Source organism: Pseudomonas sp. FYR_2, from assembly GCF_043106425.1.
GTDB classification, from domain to species: Bacteria; Pseudomonadota; Gammaproteobacteria; order Pseudomonadales; family Pseudomonadaceae; genus Aquipseudomonas; species Aquipseudomonas monteilii.
Genome location: NZ_JBICMM010000031.1, coordinates 1 through 16,287 on the forward strand (window position 1 = coordinate 1; position 16,287 = coordinate 16,287).

Here is a 16,287-nt window from a genome sequence, read left to right on the forward strand (position 1 = left end):
GAGCTGGGAGAAACCTGCGGGCGAAATCGGGTGGGGCGCTTGATGCAGACAGAGGGGCTGCGTTCGCAAACGGGCTATCGGCGGCGCCCAGGATTTTATGGCGGGAAGCCAACTGTAGCCTCGCCGAATCACCTTGCGCGGCAGTTCAAGGTCAGTGAGCCGAACAAGGTCTGGGTGACAGACATCACATACATTCGCACCTATGAAGGATGGCTGTACCTGGCGGTAGTGCTGGATCTGTTTTCCCGCCAAGTGATTGGTTGGTCAATGAAGCCCAGGATGTGCAGCGACCTAGCTATTGACGCATTGCTGATGGCCCTATGGCGCCGCAAGCCACAGCAGCAAGTGATGATACATTCAGACCAAGGCAGTCAATTTAGTAGTTCGGATTGGCAAAGCTTTCTGAAGGCCAACAATGTGATCAGCAGCATGAGCCGACGGTGAAACTGCCATGACAATGCCGTAGCCGAGAGCTTCTTCCAGCTTTTGAAGCGGGAGCGAATCCGACGAAAGATCTACGCAACGCGTGATGAAGCCCGAAGTGATATTTTCGATTACATCGAGATGTTTTATAACCCTAAACGCCGACACGGCAGTGCTATGCAGCTGTCGCCAGTAGAGTATGAGAAACGCCATTTTCTGAGCTTGGAGAGTGTCTAGAAAACCAAGGGCGATTCAGAATCCTCCGATTCATTTGTCAGACTCGATACAGATAGCAGACCGTGCTGGGGCGCTTCAACGTTCCCACTTCCGCATCATTTACAGTGGAGAATTAAATGCACAACTAAATAGTTGGCAGCGCCAGTCTTTATAGAGGCTGAAGCGGCATAGCGCTCCAGCCGACCACCCCAACTAACCGCACACGCATAGTTCGCCTCTCGATCTTGCCTACCGACGAGAGATCCGCATGATCCAGCTCAACAAGATCCTCAAGACCTTCACCAAGACCATCGACCAGCTCGAACAACTGACCGCGACCAACAACATCGAGGTCAGCCGCAACACCGAGCAGATCGACCGACTGCAGGAGAAGAACCTGCTGCTGATCGCAGAAGCCCAGGCAGCCAAGGAGACCGCCGAGAACCTGAAAGCCCTGATCGGTCAGTAAAAACCCTCACTACCAGCGAACACCCATAGCCCGCCTCTGAGCGGGCTTCGTCTTTTCTGGAGGACAGAACATGAGCAAGCAACTGATCACCCGCGAGTACAACGGCAACGTATTCACCTTCCGCGAGGACGGCTACTTCAACATGACCGACGCTGCGAAGAAGTTCGGTAAGGATGTGAAGGAGTTCTGGGTTAATGACTCGACCAATGAGTACATGGAGTCGCTGGCCAAAACCCTAGGACTTTCCCCCGAGTTTCTGAAGCAAGCCAAGGTTGGTCGCAACGGCGGCGGAACCTGGGCACACCCGAAGCTGGCCGTCTTCTTCGCCCGCTGGCTGGACGTGAAGTTCGCAGTCTTCTGCGACATGGTCATCGACGACATCCTGAACAAGAAGGCCGAGCTGACCATCCCCCAGCCCGCCGAGTCGATGGCAATGAAGGTGCCCCAGTCGTTCCCCGAAGCCCTGCGTCTGGCTGCCGAGCTGGCAGAGAAGAACGAGCAGCTCGACAACCGCATGGCGCTGCATCAGGAATCCCTGTCCACCCTCGTGCGCACCTTCGAGGGGATGAAATGCTCACTGCAGCCACCCAACAGCATCGAAGTCCACTGCCTCCACAACCGGAGCCAGCACCTCGGGCCTGAAGTCTTTACCGTAGCGGCTGAAGGTGATGCCACCGGTCTGATGCCCTAGCAGCCCACCCACCAGCGCCTCACTGAGACCTTTCTGCTTCAGGTGATCGGCGATGGTGTGACGGAAGCTATGGAAGTCCTTCTGCCCTTCCCCATCCTTCAAGCCCAACTGCTCACGAACACGGGTGAACCACTTCGACGGAGCAGCCGCGTAGCCATGCTTCTTGTGGCAGGTCAGCTCAGGGAAGATCCGCTGGTGCCCTGCCGCTCGCTGCTTCTGAATGAACTCGATAAAGCCTAACGCCTTCAGCTTGGAGTGAATCGGCACCAGCCGCTCGGAGGATACAGTCTTGAGCTTCTGATCGGGTCGCAATGCTCGGATGTGGAGGCAGTCCACACCGTTGATGGCTACCACATCGTCGAGGTAGAGCTGACACAACTCATTGAGCCTCGCTCCGGTGTACAGCCCGAGCAGGGGCAGCCAATACTGATTCGGCTTCTTGGTGCTGGCCGAGGCGTAGCCCTCCTTCGAGAACAACCGGCGCAGATCCACCTCGGTGAAGACGCTGCGCTCCTCGCTGACCTTGCCCCGCTGCTTCACCCGCAGCCCATCGAAGGGATTGCGCTCGCAGTAGCCCTCACGGATGGCGTAGGTGAAGAAGGTAGTCAGGTTTTTCACGTAGTTGTTGAACGTAGTGAGGCTGATCGTGCTGGTTGCCGCCTTAATGACGCCCTCCAAGGACTTGCCATCAGGAAGCTGATTGAGGCGCGGAGGCAGCTTGAGGGCTGTCTCGCGGAACTTCCGGGCATCCTGGCGGGTGATCAGGTCAATGGGCATGTCACCGATGATCCGCACCAGTAGGGCAGCAACGGCTCGCTTGTCGTCGATGGTCTTGGTCGAGACGCCTTCCCGCTCCTGCTGCCCCAAACACTCCTCGACCACCTTGGAGAAGCGAGGAGACGCACTGGGCGAGTCCGGCACCAGTCCCATGCCTTGACCTGAGGAGGCTCTTGTAGAGACTCTGCGGAGCTTCTGAGAGCCTTCTACCGCTCTACCCTGAGCAACCTTGTCATTCGCTCCCCACTGCCCCGGTAGGGGCGCTCCAGCAGCCGCCATTTCGAGCAACTGCTGCTGACGGAGCCATGAGGCCCAACTGGCGCCTCGCTTGCCTCCAGCCTCCCAGCCACCACGCAAGGCATCAAGGCAAGGCCGAACACCTTGAAAGGCTTGGGTGTAGAGGCGCTGAACCTGCAGGAGCAAGTCACGGCAACGGATCAAGGCTTCGCGCTTGCAGCGTGTCTGCAAAGAGCGACGGATTTCAGCGCAAGGAAACAACGGACGCAAGACTTCGGGCACCACGATCCTGAAATAAAAGATCGAGTGTCGGGACAACCAGAGGTAGGAAGGTACGGAAGACACGGTGGATCACCCCTTGGATCACTTGCGTGCTAGGGAGCGAAAAACCGTTAGAAATCAATTGCTTAAATAAATGGAGGCGGCCCCACCAGCCACACCCCGGCACTCGATGTTCCCGCTATGGCTGCTCCCTTCCGGGCCTGACCAGGTTAACGGGTAATCAATGCGGGGGGACCGATGGGGCCACCACTACATGCCTCGCTGAGCAGCGAGTGGCGCCATTGTACCGGTCTTGGGGGCAGATACAACCTCTAGCGGGAGAAAAAGTCATCATTTCTCAATGACTTGACGGGAGTGGGCGGCAGGCCCGGCCTCTTCGCGGGTAAACCCGCCCCCACAAGAAACTCGCACCGGCCTTTAAACCGTGATCCCCTGCCCGGCCAGGAAGGTGACGAAGGCATCTTCGTCCAACACCTTCACACCCAGCTCGGCAGCCTTGGCCAGCTTGGACCCCGCCCCTGGCCCGGCCACCACGCAATGGGTCTTGCCAGACACCGAACCTGCCACCTTGGCCCCCAGGCTTTCCAGCTTGTCCTTGGCGATGTCGCGGCTCATGCGCTCCAGGGTGCCGGTGAGCACCCAGGTCTGGCCTGCCAGCGGCAAACCTTCGGCCACTTTCTTCTCGCTGGTCCAGTGCATGCCGAACGCCAGCAACTGCGCTTCGATGTCCCGCGCCAGCTTCTGGTTCGCTTCATCCTTGAAGAACTCACGCACGGCATCCGCCTGCTTGGCCGCAAGGGCCTGGCGCAGGTCGATGCCGTCGGCGGCGATGATCTTGTCCAGAGTGTCGAGCTTGGCCACCAGCTTTTCGGCACCGGTCGGGCCGACCGAGGCAATGTCGAGCTTGGCAATCATGCCGGCGAGGGTGGTACTGGCGGCGAATTCGGCAGCCAGTTCGCCTTCGTCCTGAAGTTGCATGCCGCTGGCCAGAAGCTGCTCAATCACCTTCTGGTTGTGCTCGTCTTCAAAGAAGTTGTGGATCTCGTAGGCAACCTCCAGGCCGATGTCCGGCAGGTAGGTGAGCACCTGCGGCAATGCCTGCTGCACGCGCGCCAGGCTGCCCAGCGAGCGGGCCAGCACCTTGGCAGTCTCTTCGCCTACATCCGGAATGCCCAAGGCGTAGATGAAGCGCGCCAAGGCCGGGCGCTTGCTGGCCTCGATGGCATCCAGCAGCTTCTTGCTGGACACTTCGGCGAAACCTTCCAGGCCAACGATCTGGTCGAATTCCAGCTTGTACAGGTCTGCCGGCGAGCCGATCAGGCCTTCGTCCACCAGTTGCTCGACACTCTTCTCGCCCAGGCCATCAATGTCCATGGCACGGCGCGACACGTAGTGAATGATCGCCTGCTTGAGCTGGGCACCACAGGCCAGGCGGCCAACGCAGCGGTACACCGCGCCTTCGCTGGTGGTTTCTTTGCCCTTGCTGCGTTTGACCAGTTGCGTACGCTCGACCTGCGAGCCACACACCGGGCACGCACTCGGCACTTCGACCGGGCGGGCATCTTCCGGGCGACGCTCCAGCACCACCTGCATCACCTGTGGGATCACGTCACCGGCACGGCGGATGATTACCGTGTCACCGATGCGCAGGCCCAGGCGGGCGATTTCGTCCATGTTGTGCAAGGTGGCGTTGGACACGGTCACACCCGCAACCTTGACCGGCTTCAGGCGCGCTACAGGCGTTACCGCCCCCGTGCGACCAACCTGGAATTCGACGTCCAGCACCTCGGTCAGCTCTTCCATGGCCGGGAACTTGTGGGCAATCGCCCAGCGTGGCTCACGCGCACGGAAGCCCAACTCGCGCTGGGCGGCCAGGCTGTTGACCTTGAACACGACACCATCGATTTCATACGGCAGGCTGTTACGTCGCTCGCCGATATCGCGGTAGTAGGCCAGGCATTCTTCGATGCCTGCCGCATGCTTGAGCTCGCGACTGATCGGCATCCCCCAGGCTTTAAGCTGCTCAAGGATGCCGATATGGCTGTCGCCAATGCTTTCAGACACCTGACCAACGCCATAGCAGCAGAACTCCAGCGGGCGGCTGGCGGTGATTTTCGAATCCAGCTGGCGCAGGCTACCGGCGGCGGCGTTGCGCGGGTTGGCGAACGTCTTGCCACCGGCTTCGGCCTGGGCGGCATTGAGCCGGTCGAAACCGGCCTTGCTCATGTACACCTCGCCGCGCACCTCCAGCACCGACGGCCAGCCCTCACCCTGCAGCTTGAGCGGGATGTTGCGCACCGTGCGCACGTTGGCGCTGATGTCTTCGCCGGTGGTGCCATCACCACGGGTAGCGCCCTGCACCAGCTGGCCATCGCGGTACAGCAGGCTCACGGCCAGGCCGTCGAGCTTGGGTTCACAGCTGTAGTCGACCGCGCCGGGCTGATCGAGGCCTTCTACAACGCGGCGGCCGAACTCACGCAGGTCGGTTTCTTCGAAGGCGTTACCCAGGCTGAGCATAGGGACTTCATGGCGCACCTGGCTAAACGCGGCCAAGGCAGCGCCGCCGACGCGCTGGGTGGGCGAGTCGGGGGTTACCAGGTGCGGGTGTTCAGCCTCAAGCGCCTTGAGCTCATTGAACAGGCGGTCGTATTCGGCATCAGGCACGCTGGGCTCATCGAGCACGTAGTAGCGGTAGTTGTGCTGGTCGAGCTCGGCACGCAGTTCGTGGATACGGGTTTCGGCGGTCATTTTCAGGTTCTCTTGCATAGCAAAAGAGCAGCCCTTGGCTGCTCTTGCGCTTGAAACAGGGTGGACAGAGGTCTGCCCACTTGGGCACATCAGCGCTTCTGGGTCAGCGCGCGGCGCTCGAACTCGACGATACGCTGACGGTAGTGCTCAATCGTCTGGGCGGTCAGCACGCTGCGCTGGTCGTCCTTGAGCTCACCGTTCAGTTCGTGGGCCAGCTTGCGTGCCGCAGCCACCATCACGTCGAAGGCTTGCTTCGGATGACGCGGGCCCGGCAAGCCGAGGAAGAAGCTGACGGCACGGGTGCTGAAGTGGTCGATGTCGTCCAGGTCGAACACGCCAGGCTTGACCGCGTTGGCCATGGAGAACAGCACTTCACCGTGGCCGGCCATGCTCTCGTGGCGGTGGAAGATGTCCATTTCGCCGAAGCGCAGGCCGCTTTCCAGAATGTTCTGCAGCAGTGCCGGGCCCTTGAAGCCGCCCTCGTCGCGGGAGATCACGCTGATGACCAGCACTTCCTCGGCCGGCGGCAGCTCCTTCACGCTGCTGCTGGCAGGCGCCGCACCGCTATTGCGGGTGTTGTCGGCGGCAAAGTCGTCGTCGCTTTCGGCGAACAGATCCGGCTCACGCGGCTCGGCACTGAGGTTCAGGTCGCCCTGCTGCAGGTCGGCGGCCGCACGCTTGCCGCGCTTGCCGGCCTTGACCGGCTTGGGCTCGCGCTCGCGATCTCGCGCAGAAGCGCTGAGCGACGGCAGGTCGCTTTCGTCCAGCTCAGGCTCCTTGTGGGTATCCAGCACCCGCGACGGGCCGAGCACTTCGGCACTGCCGCCCTCTTCGTCCGGCAGGTTGGAGTAACTGCGATCCAGACGGAATTTCAACTTGCCTTTTCCGCCGCGCATGCGGCGCCAGCCGTCGAAAAGAATCCCGGCAATGACAATGATGCCGATGACGATCAGCCACTCGCGCAGACCGATTTCCATGTAATCCCGTGCCTCTATAAAAATATGCTTGAAAACAAAGGGTTCAAAGCCCTTTAACACGTGGCGCCAACTCTATGTTCTGACAGGCGTTTTACCCACGCAAAAAACGAGTGACATTAAGCTAGCACGACCAAAGACAACTTTACACCGTCTGTCGCACATGGCGGGGGCATTTCGCTACAGAATGTGCCCCATCGTCGCGTATCACGCATCGACCATGGCCATGGCCGCCTCCACATCAACTGCAACAAGACGTGAACAACCGGGCTCATGCATGGTCACCCCCATCAATTGATCCGCCATCTCCATGGCAATCTTGTTATGGGTGATGTAGATGAACTGCACGCTTTCACTCATTTCCTTGACCAGACGGGCGTAGCGCCCGACGTTGGCATCGTCCAGCGGCGCGTCGACTTCGTCGAGCATGCAGAACGGTGCGGGGTTCAACTTGAAAATGGCAAACACCAGCGCCAAAGCGGTCAGTGCTTTCTCGCCGCCGGACAGCAGATGGATGGTGCTGTTCTTCTTGCCCGGTGGCCGTGCCATGATCGTCACCCCTGTATCGAGTAGATCTTCGCCCGTCAGTTCCAGATAAGCGCTGCCGCCCCCGAAAACTTTTGGGAAAAGTGCCTGTAATCCGGCATTTATCTGATCAAAGGTATCCTTGAAGCGGTTACGGGTTTCCTTGTCGATCTTGCGGATGACGTTTTCCAGGGTCTCCAGGGCTTCGACCAGGTCAGCGTCTTGCGCGTCCAGGTAGCGCTTGCGCTCGGACTGCTGCTCGTATTCTTCGATGGCCGCCAGGTTGATCGCACCCAAGCGCTGGATGCGTGCTTCAAGCTGCTCCAGCTCCTGCTCGGTACCCTGCTCGCTGGCCTCGGCCTCAAGGGTGGCGAGCACGCCTTGCAGGTCATAGCCATCGACCAGCAGCTGCTCCTGCAAGGTTTTGCGCCGCACATCCAAACCTTGGCACTCAAGGCGCAACTGTTCCAGCTGGCCACGCAACACCAGCGCTTGCTGCTCAGCCTGGGTGCGGCGTTTTTCGGCATCGCGCAGTTCGCGGTCGGCTTCGTCCATGTGCAGGCGGGCCTTGCGCATTTCCTCGTCGACGCTCATGCGCCGCTCCAGCAGTTCCTCAAGCTTGAGGCGCAGCTCTTCCTGCGGGGCCTCGCCCTCCTCCAGGTTCAGGCTCAGTTGCTCCTGGCGCTCGGTCAGGCGCGCGGCCTGCTGCTCCAGGCGTTCCAGAGCCTGACGGGTGGAGTCGTACTGGGCACGCAGCGAGCCCAGGCGCACGGCCAGCTGGTGGGCGTGGTCCTTGTGCTGACGGGCTTCCTGGCGCACCCGATCGAGGCTTTCACGCAGCGTGTCGCGGCGCGCCATCAACTGCTCGCGCTGCTCGGTGTCCTGGGCCATCAGCTCCAGGGCTTCTTGCAGCAGCAGGCGTGATTCGCCCAGTTGCTCATGTTCCAGGGCACGCTGCTCTTCCAGCTCAGCCAACTCCTCCTGCAGACGTCGACGCCGCAGCTCGACCTGTTCGGCACGGGCACGGCTGGCAGACAGGCTGGCATTCAGTTCGCCATGCAGGCGGTTTTCTTCCTGGCTGCGGCGGCGCAGTTGTTCGCGCTGCTCTTCCAGGTCCAGCTGCTGCTCGCGCAGGGTTTGCAGCTGCTGTTCCAGTTGCTCCAGCGCCGCCGCCTGCTCCAGCTGCTCTTGACCTAACCGTTCGATTTCCTGGCCGCGTGCCAAAACCCCGCCTTCGGCCTCACCACCACGACGAACCCGCAGGAAATGCCGGCCAACCCAATAACCGTCACGACTGACCAGGCTTTGCCCTTCAGCAAGGGACGCGCGCCGGGCCAGCGCCTCGGCCAGATTTTCTACCGGTTTGACCTGGCCAAGCCAAGGCGCCAGGTCGATAGGGCCTTCAACTTTTTCCAGCAGGCTGTCGGGCAAGGATGCGTTGTCAGCGCTGGCCAGAAGCAAGCGCAACTCGCCCTGCTCCAGGCCGGCAAAATCGAGCCTGCCGAAGTCGTCCACCAGTACGGCTTGCAGGTCGGCGCCAAGCACCGTCTCCACAGCCAGCTCCCAACCCGGCTCCACCCGCAGGCCTTCTGCAAGGCGCGGCTGCTGCCCCAGGCCTTGGCCTTGCAGCCAGTCAGCAGCACCTGCACCCGGCTCCAGCGCGGCCTGCTGCAAAGCCTCCAGCGAAGCCAAACGGCCGCCCAGGCGCTGCAGGTCACCTTGCGCCTGTTGTTGTGCCTGGGTGGCCTGTTGCAGCTGCTCGCGCACGCCTTCCAGTCGCTCGACCACCTGCTCTTCGGACAGTTGCAGTTCTTCCAGCAGCATTTCGCTGCTGGCCAACTGCTCAGCCAGTTCGAGCATGGCGGCATCCTGCGGGTCGCTACCCAGTTGCTCACGCTCCTCGCCCAGCTTGCGCTGGCGTTCGGCCAGACGCTCCAGGCTGGCTTCCAGCTGCTGCAGGCGCGCCTGCTGTACCTCGGCCTGACGGCGCGGCTCGGCGGAGCGGCTGTTGAAGCTGTCCCACTGCTCCTGCCAGCCGTGCATGCCCAACTCGGCTTCTTCCAGCGTGGCGGCGGCTTCTTCGGCAGCGGCCAAGGTCGACTCCTGCTCGGGTTCGAGCATGGCCAGCTCTTCGCCAAGGGTGGCCAGCAAGGTGCGGTCGTGGCCCAGGTGCGACTCGGTTTCCAGGCGCGTGCGCTCGGCCTCCTTGAAGTCGTCCTGCAGCTGGCGCAGGCGCTGCTGGCCATGCTGGATGCTCTGCTCGACCCGGGCAATATCACCGGCCACCGAATAGAAGCGGCCCTGCACCTGATTGAAGCGCTCGGACAGTTCGTGATGGCCGTCGCGCAAGCGCTCGATGCTGGCATCGGCATTACGCTGCTCGGCCACCAGCGCCTCATGGGACACGTCCTGGTCGCCAATCACCGACTCACGCTGGCGCACCCGCTCATCCAGGTCACGCCAGCGCAAGGCCGACAGGCGTGCCTTCATCTGCCGTTCCTGGGCCTTGTACTCACGGTACTTCTCAGCCGCCTGTGCCTGGCGGTGCAGGCGCTCCAGCTGGCGTTCCAGCTCTTCGCGCAGGTCGGTCAGCCGGGCCAGGTTTTCCTGGGTGCGGCGGATGCGGCTTTCGGTTTCGCGGCGGCGTTCCTTGTACTTGGAAATGCCGGCGGCTTCCTCGATAAAGTTGCGCAGTTCCTCAGGCTTGGCCTCGATCAGCTTGGAGATCATGCCCTGCTCGATGATCGAGTAGCTGCGCGGCCCCAAGCCAGTACCCAGAAAGATATCGGTAATGTCGCGCCGGCGGCACTTGGTGCCGTTGAGGTAATAGCTGTTCTGCCCGTCGCGGGTGACCTTGCGGCGGATCGAAATCTCGGCGTAGGCGGCGTACTCGCCGACCAGGGTGGTTTCGCTGTTGTCGAACACCAGTTCGATGCTGGCCTGGCTGACCGGTTTGCGGCCACTGGAGCCGTTGAAGATGACGTCGGTCATCGACTCGCCACGCAGGTTCTTCGCCGAACTTTCGCCCATCACCCAGCGCACTGCGTCGATGATGTTGGACTTGCCGCAGCCGTTGGGGCCGACCACCGCCGCCATGTTGCTGGGGAAGTTGACCGTGGTCGGGTCGACGAACGACTTGAACCCGGCCAGGCGAATGCACTTCAGGCGCATCGGTCAGCCTCGGGCCAGCGCCGCCAGCACCAGTTCGCAGCTGCGCTGGCCGTAGGCGGTGAGCACCTCGCGAATGCTCGGCAGGTCGCGGGCGACCACGGCTTCGAGCAGGCGGGCGAACAAGTCGAGGTAGTCGATCATGTTGGCCTGGCGCTGGTCCAGCGACAGGTAGTAGGCACGGCTCATGGCGGGCTGGAGGTTTTCCACGGTTTCCTGCAGGAACGGGTTGTCGGCGAACGGATAAGCCGCGCGCATGACCGCAAAGCTGTCGGCGACGAAGGCCTTGATGTCGAGCTGGTCATGGGCACGCTGCAGGCGCTGCTGAATCTCCAGAAACGGGCGCAGGTCGGCTTCGGTGCGCCATTTTTGCGCAACCGCGTTGCCCAGCAGGATGTAAAACTCGCCCATCAACGAACACAGGCTGCGCACGCTGCGCTCGTCCAGCTCGGTTACATGGGCACCTCGGCGCGGCAAAATCGCCACCAGGTGGCGGCGCTCGAGGATCAGCAGCGCTTCGCGCACCGAGCCACGGCTGACATTGAGCGCCTGGGTAACCTTCTGCTCCTGGATACGCTCGCCTGGCGCCAGCTCGCCGCGGATGATGCGTTCGGCCAGGTAATCGGCAATCTGCTCGGAGAGGCTGTCCGGGGCCTTGAACGTCATGGTTTTCCTTCAAAATCATTGAACTGGGCACAAGGGGCGGATTGTAGCGTACTTGGGCGGTAATCGCGCAGAGGGGCCAGGCGGTTTATTTGACCTGCCAGACAGCCGCGCGCCCGGCGCGATCTATGCTTGTTCCATAGGCAATGTGTTCGGCCGGGCGTAGGCATGAGCAATTTCTTGACCTTTGAGTCAGAAAAATATTGACCTGCTAGACAGGTCTTGCTTAGAGTCCGCCCAACAACAATAAAACCATTGCGAGGCCATCCCCGTGATCCAGTTTCTCGTCAACCAGGAGTTGCGCAGCGAGCACGCCCTGGACCCGAACATGACGGTGCTGCAGTACCTGCGCGAGCACTTGGGCAAACCCGGCACCAAGGAGGGCTGCGCCAGTGGTGACTGCGGCGCCTGCACCGTGGTGGTCGGCGAACTGACCCAGGACGACCTGGGCAACGACAGCCTGCGTTATCGCAGCCTCAACGCGTGCCTGACGTTTGTCTCGTCGCTGCACGGCAAGCAATTGATCAGCGTTGAAGGCCTCAAGCATAAGGGCCAGCTGCACAGCGTGCAGCAAGCCATGGCCGATTGCCATGGTTCGCAATGCGGCTTCTGCACCCCCGGTTTCGTGATGTCGCTGTTCGCCCTGCAAAAGAACAGCAGCGGCCCCGACCTGCACCAGGCCCAGGAAGCCCTGGCCGGCAACCTGTGCCGTTGCACCGGCTACCGCCCGATCCTCGACGCCGCCGAACAGAGCTGCCGCCAGCCCTGCCGCGACCAGTTCGATGCCCAGCAGGCGCAAACCATCAGCCGCCTCAAGGCCATTACGCCGACCCAGACCGGCGAACTGAACAGCGGCGACAAACGCTGCCTGGTGCCGCTGACCGTGGCCGATCTGGCCGACCTTTACAGCTCGCACCCCGAAGCCCGCCTGCTGGCCGGCGGTACCGACCTGGCGCTTGAAGTGACTCAGTTCCACAAGACATTGCCGGTGATGATCTACGTCGGCCACGTGGCCGAGCTCAAGCGCATCGAGAAAACCGCCAGCCACCTGGAAATCGGCGCTGCCACCCCGCTCACCGACTGCTACGGCGCGCTGAACGAGGAGTACCCGGACTTCGGTGCCTTGCTGCACCGGTTTGCCTCGCTGCAGATCCGCAATCAGGGCACCCTTGGAGGCAACATCGGCAACGCCTCGCCGATCGGCGACTCGCCACCCCTGCTGATTGCCCTGGACGCGCAGGTCGTGCTGCGCCAAGGCGAGCGTCAGCGGGTAATGCCACTGGAAGACTACTTCATCGATTACCGCATTACCGCCCGCCAGGACAGCGAGTTCATCGAGAAGATCATCGTGCCGCGTGCCACCCGCGACTGGGCGTTCCGCGCCTATAAGGTGTCCAAACGCCTGGACGATGACATCTCCGCCGTGTGCGGGGCGTTCAACCTGAGCATCGAAGACGGCGTGGTCAGCGGTGTGCGCATCGCCTTCGGCGGCATGGCCGCCATCCCCAAACGCGCCCGTGCCTGCGAAGCGGCGCTGCGTGGCAAGCCGTGGGACCAGGCTGCCATCGAGCGCGCCTGCCAGGCCTTGGCCGAGGACTTCACCCCGCTCAGCGACTTCCGCGCCAGCAAGGAATACCGCCTGCTGACCGCACAGAACCTGCTGCGCAAGTACTTCATCGAACAGCAAACGCCGTACATCGAAACCCGGGTGACCGCTTATGTCTAACCATCACGTAGCCAAAAGCCAGGCCGAGATGGCCGAGCTGTTCAGCCAGGACCTGACCACCGGGGTCGGCCGCAGCGTCAAGCACGACAGCGCCGACAAGCATGTGTCCGGCGAGGCGCTGTACATCGACGACCGCCTGGAATTCCCCAACCAGTTGCACGTCTATGCACGCACCGCCGACCGTGCCCATGCGCGTATCCTGCGTATCGACACCACGCCGTGCTATGCCTTCGAAGGCGTGCGCATCGCCATCACCCACGAAGACATCCCCGGCCTGAAAGACATCGGCCCGGTGGTGGCCGGCGACCCGCTGTTGGCCATCGACAAGGTCGAGTTCTTCGGCCAGCCAGTGCTCGCCGTCGCAGCCCGCGACCTGGAAACCGCGCGCCGTGCAGCCATGGCCGCCATCGTCGAATATGAAGACCTGGAACCGGTGCTGGACGTGGTCGATGCACTGCGCAAGAAGCACTTCGTGCTCGACAGCCACACCCACCAACGCGGCGATTCCGCTGCCGCGCTGGCCAGCGCCCCGCACCGCATTCAGGGCACCCTGCACATCGGCGGCCAGGAACACTTCTACCTGGAAACGCAGATTTCCTCGGTGATGCCCACCGAAGATGGCGGCATGATCGTCTACTGCTCCACGCAAAACCCCACCGAAGTGCAGAAGCTGGTGGCCGAAGTGCTCGACGTGCCGATGAACAAGGTGGTGCTGGACATGCGCCGCATGGGTGGCGGTTTTGGCGGCAAGGAAACCCAGGCTGCCAGCCCGGCGTGCCTGTGTGCCGTGGTGGCCCGCCTGACCGGCCAGCCCACCAAGATGCGCCTGCCGCGTGTCGAAGACATGACCATGACCGGCAAGCGCCACCCGTTCTATGTGGAATATGACGTGGGCTTTGACGACAACGGTCGCCTGCACGGCATCAACTTCGACCTGGCCGGCAACTGCGGTTACTCCCCCGACCTGTCCGGTTCGATCGTCGACCGCGCCATGTTCCACTCCGACAACGCCTACTACCTGGGCGATGCCACCGTGCATGGTCACCGCTGCAAGACCAACACTGCCTCCAACACCGCCTACCGCGGCTTTGGCGGCCCGCAGGGCATGGTTGCCATCGAACAGGTGATGGACCACATCGCCCGTCACCTGGGCCGCGACCCACTGGCGGTGCGCAAGGCCAACTACTACGGCAAAACCGAGCGCAACGTCACCCACTACTACCAGACCGTCGAGCACAACATGCTCGATGAGATGACCGCCGACCTGGAAGCCAGCAGCGACTACGCCGAGCGACGCGAGTCGATCCGCCGCTTCAACGCCAACAGCCCAGTGTTGAAGAAAGGCCTGGCACTGACGCCAGTCAAGTTCGGCATCTCGTTCACCGCGACCTTCCTCAACCAGGCCGGTGCACTGATCCACATCTATACCGACGGCAGCATTCACCTGAACCACGGTGGCACCGAGATGGGCCAAGGCCTGAACACCAAGGTAGCGCAGGTGGTGGCGCAGATCTTCCAGGTCGATTTCAGCCGCATCCAGATTACCGCCACCAACACCGACAAGGTGCCCAACACCTCGCCGACCGCAGCCTCCAGTGGCGCCGACCTGAACGGCAAGGCGGCGCAGAACGCTGCCGAAATCCTCAAGAAGCGCCTGACCGAGTTCGCGGCGCGGCATTACAACGTGACCGAGGAAGACGTCGAGTTCCGCAATGGCCATGTGCGTGTACGCGACCAGATCGTCAGCTTCGAGCATCTGGTGCAACAGGCGTACTTCGCCCAGGTGTCGCTGTCCAGCACCGGTTTCTACCGCACGCCGAAGATCTTCTACGACCGCAGCCAGGCGCGCGGCCGGCCGTTCTACTACTTCGCTTTCGGCGCCGCCTGCGTGGAAGTGATCGTCGATACCCTGACCGGCGAATACAAGATGCTGCGCGCCGATATCCTGCACGACGTGGGCGACTCGCTGAACCCGGCCATCGACATCGGCCAGGTGGAAGGCGGTTTCATCCAGGGCATGGGCTGGCTGACCACCGAAGAACTGGTGTGGAACGCCAAGGGCAAGCTGATGACCAATGGCCCGGCCAGCTACAAGATCCCGGCGGTGGCTGACATGCCGCTGGACCTGCGGGTGAAGCTGGTGGAAAACCGCAAGAACCCCGAAGACACCGTGTTCCATTCCAAGGCCGTGGGCGAGCCGCCGTTCATGCTCGGCATCGCCGCCTGGTGTGCGATCAAGGATGCCGTGGCGAGCCTTGCCGATTACCGGGTACAGCCGAGCATCGACGCACCGGCGACACCAGAGCGGGTGCTGTGGGGCTGTGAGCAGATGCGCAAGGCGGTGGCTCAGCAACAGACTGCCGAACAAGAACTGGAAACCGTCACCCACTGACAGCGAGGAACCCTGTGGGAGCGGGCGCGCCCGCGAAGAAGGCAACACCGTGAATGGCACCGGCTCTGCCGGTGTTCGCGGCGGTTCGACGCCTCGACACCCCCGCTCCCACAGAGTCTGCGGCGCAACATAGAGAGGTTGCATCATGCACCAATGGATCAACGCCCTCGCCGACCACCAGTCCCGTGGGGAAGCCTGCGTACTGGTGACCATCATCGAAGAACGCGGCTCCACCCCGCGTAACGCCGGCTCGAAAATGGTCGTCAGCGCCAATGGCCTGTTCGACACCATCGGTGGCGGCCACCTGGAATACAAGGCCCTGCACATCGCCCGGCAGATGCTCGAAGAGCAGCGCACTACCCCACACCTGGAGCGCTTCAGCCTCGGCGCCAGCCTGGGCCAGTGCTGCGGCGGCGCTACCGTGCTGCTGTTCGAGCCCATGGCCGCCGTGCAGGCGCACATCGCCGTGTTCGGCGCGGGCCATGTCGGCCGTGCTCTGGTACCCTTGCTCGCCGCGCTACCCTGCCGGGTGCGCTGGATCGACTCGCGCGAACAGGAATTCCCCGAATTCATCCCCAACGGGGTGACCAAGGTCGTCAGTGAAGAACCGGTCGACGAAGTCGCAGACCTGCCGCCAGGCTGCTACTGCATTGTCATGACCCACAACCACCAGCTCGACCTGGAACTGACCGCCGCCATTCTCAAGCGCAACGACTTCACCTGGTTCGGCCTGATCGGCTCGAAGACCAAGCGGGTCAAGTTCGAGCATCGCCTGCGCGAACGCGGCTACGACGATGCCGTGCTGGCACGCATGCGCTGCCCGATGGGCCTGCCCGACGTGAAGGGCAAGCTGCCCATCGAGATTGCCGTGTCCATCGCCGGTGAAATCATCGCCACCTACAACGCCTGCTTCGGCCAGCACGATGCTGCCGCCAATGCCGGCCCCATTGCCCAGTTGCTGCCGCCCTCCCGGCGCAGCCAAGCCATTTGACGAGT

10 protein-coding genes, 1 other RNA gene and 2 pseudogenes are annotated in these 16,287 nt (G+C 62.2%); 6 read left to right on the forward strand and 7 right to left on the reverse strand.

The genetic code is table 11. The features are described from left to right. The 3 genes and pseudogenes from ACF8R4_RS13590 to ACF8R4_RS13600 form a co-directional block, all read left to right on the forward strand. Window positions 1–660, forward strand: a pseudogene (locus ACF8R4_RS13590) (IS3 family transposase); the annotation flags it as partial. Window positions 661–907: 247 nt separating this feature from the next. Next, window positions 908–1,108, forward strand: a complete 201-nt coding sequence (locus tag ACF8R4_RS13595; RefSeq protein ID WP_392492692.1) for a hypothetical protein — start codon at window positions 908–910, stop codon at window positions 1,106–1,108. A 70-nt stretch (window positions 1,109–1,178) separates the two neighbouring features. Next, a complete protein-coding gene (locus ACF8R4_RS13600) occupies window positions 1,179–1,799 on the forward strand; it encodes a KilA-N domain-containing protein (protein ID WP_392492694.1) in 621 nt (206 codons plus the stop codon). On the opposite strand, the gene ACF8R4_RS13605 is transcribed toward ACF8R4_RS13600, so the two are convergent. From ACF8R4_RS13605 to ACF8R4_RS13635, 7 genes and pseudogenes are all read right to left on the reverse strand, one after another. Continuing rightward, window positions 1,683–2,729 (reverse strand): tyrosine-type recombinase/integrase, encoded by a 1,047-nt coding sequence (locus tag ACF8R4_RS13605; RefSeq protein ID WP_392492712.1) that lies wholly within the window; start codon window positions 2,727–2,729, stop codon window positions 1,683–1,685. The genes ACF8R4_RS13600 and ACF8R4_RS13605 overlap by 117 nt on opposite strands. 297 nt (window positions 2,730–3,026) lie before the next feature. Beyond that, a pseudogene (locus ACF8R4_RS13610) lies at window positions 3,027–3,158 on the reverse strand (DUF6538 domain-containing protein); the annotation flags it as partial. An 80-nt stretch (window positions 3,159–3,238) separates the two neighbouring features. Continuing rightward, window positions 3,239–3,335: signal recognition particle sRNA small type (ffs, locus tag ACF8R4_RS13615), an RNA gene on the reverse strand. 177 nt (window positions 3,336–3,512) lie between these two features. Next, complete coding sequence (gene ligA / locus ACF8R4_RS13620) at window positions 3,513–5,843, reverse strand: NAD-dependent DNA ligase LigA (RefSeq protein WP_060499662.1); 2,331 nt, start codon at window positions 5,841–5,843, stop codon at window positions 3,513–3,515. A gap of 89 nt (window positions 5,844–5,932) precedes the next feature. Beyond that, window positions 5,933–6,820 carry a cell division protein ZipA gene (gene zipA / locus ACF8R4_RS13625; RefSeq protein WP_060499649.1) on the reverse strand — a complete coding sequence of 296 codons (888 nt, stop codon included), beginning with the start codon at window positions 6,818–6,820 and terminating at the stop codon, window positions 5,933–5,935. Window positions 6,821–7,024: 204 nt separating this feature from the next. Further along, complete coding sequence (gene smc, locus ACF8R4_RS13630; protein WP_392492696.1) at window positions 7,025–10,513, reverse strand: chromosome segregation protein SMC; 3,489 nt, start codon at window positions 10,511–10,513, stop codon at window positions 7,025–7,027. A gap of 3 nt (window positions 10,514–10,516) precedes the next feature. Further along, window positions 10,517–11,176: a GntR family transcriptional regulator gene (locus tag ACF8R4_RS13635; protein ID WP_104834251.1), complete on the reverse strand. Its 660-nt coding sequence runs from the start codon at window positions 11,174–11,176 to the stop codon at window positions 10,517–10,519. Between the two features lie 268 nt (window positions 11,177–11,444). Between ACF8R4_RS13635 and xdhA the strand changes: the two genes are divergently transcribed. The 3 genes from xdhA (at window position 11,445) to xdhC (ending at window position 16,282) form a co-directional block, all read left to right on the forward strand. Continuing rightward, a complete protein-coding gene (gene xdhA, locus ACF8R4_RS13640; RefSeq protein WP_060499646.1) occupies window positions 11,445–12,899 on the forward strand; it encodes a xanthine dehydrogenase small subunit in 1,455 nt (484 codons plus the stop codon). After that, a complete protein-coding gene (xdhB, locus tag ACF8R4_RS13645) occupies window positions 12,892–15,291 on the forward strand; it encodes a xanthine dehydrogenase molybdopterin binding subunit (protein ID WP_060499645.1) in 2,400 nt (799 codons plus the stop codon). The genes xdhA and xdhB overlap by 8 nt, the downstream gene beginning before the upstream one ends. Window positions 15,292–15,436: 145 nt before the next feature. Next, entirely contained in the window at window positions 15,437–16,282 is an 846-nt protein-coding gene (gene xdhC / locus ACF8R4_RS13650; protein WP_060499644.1) for a xanthine dehydrogenase accessory protein XdhC, read from the forward strand. Window positions 16,283–16,287 lie beyond the last annotated feature (5 nt).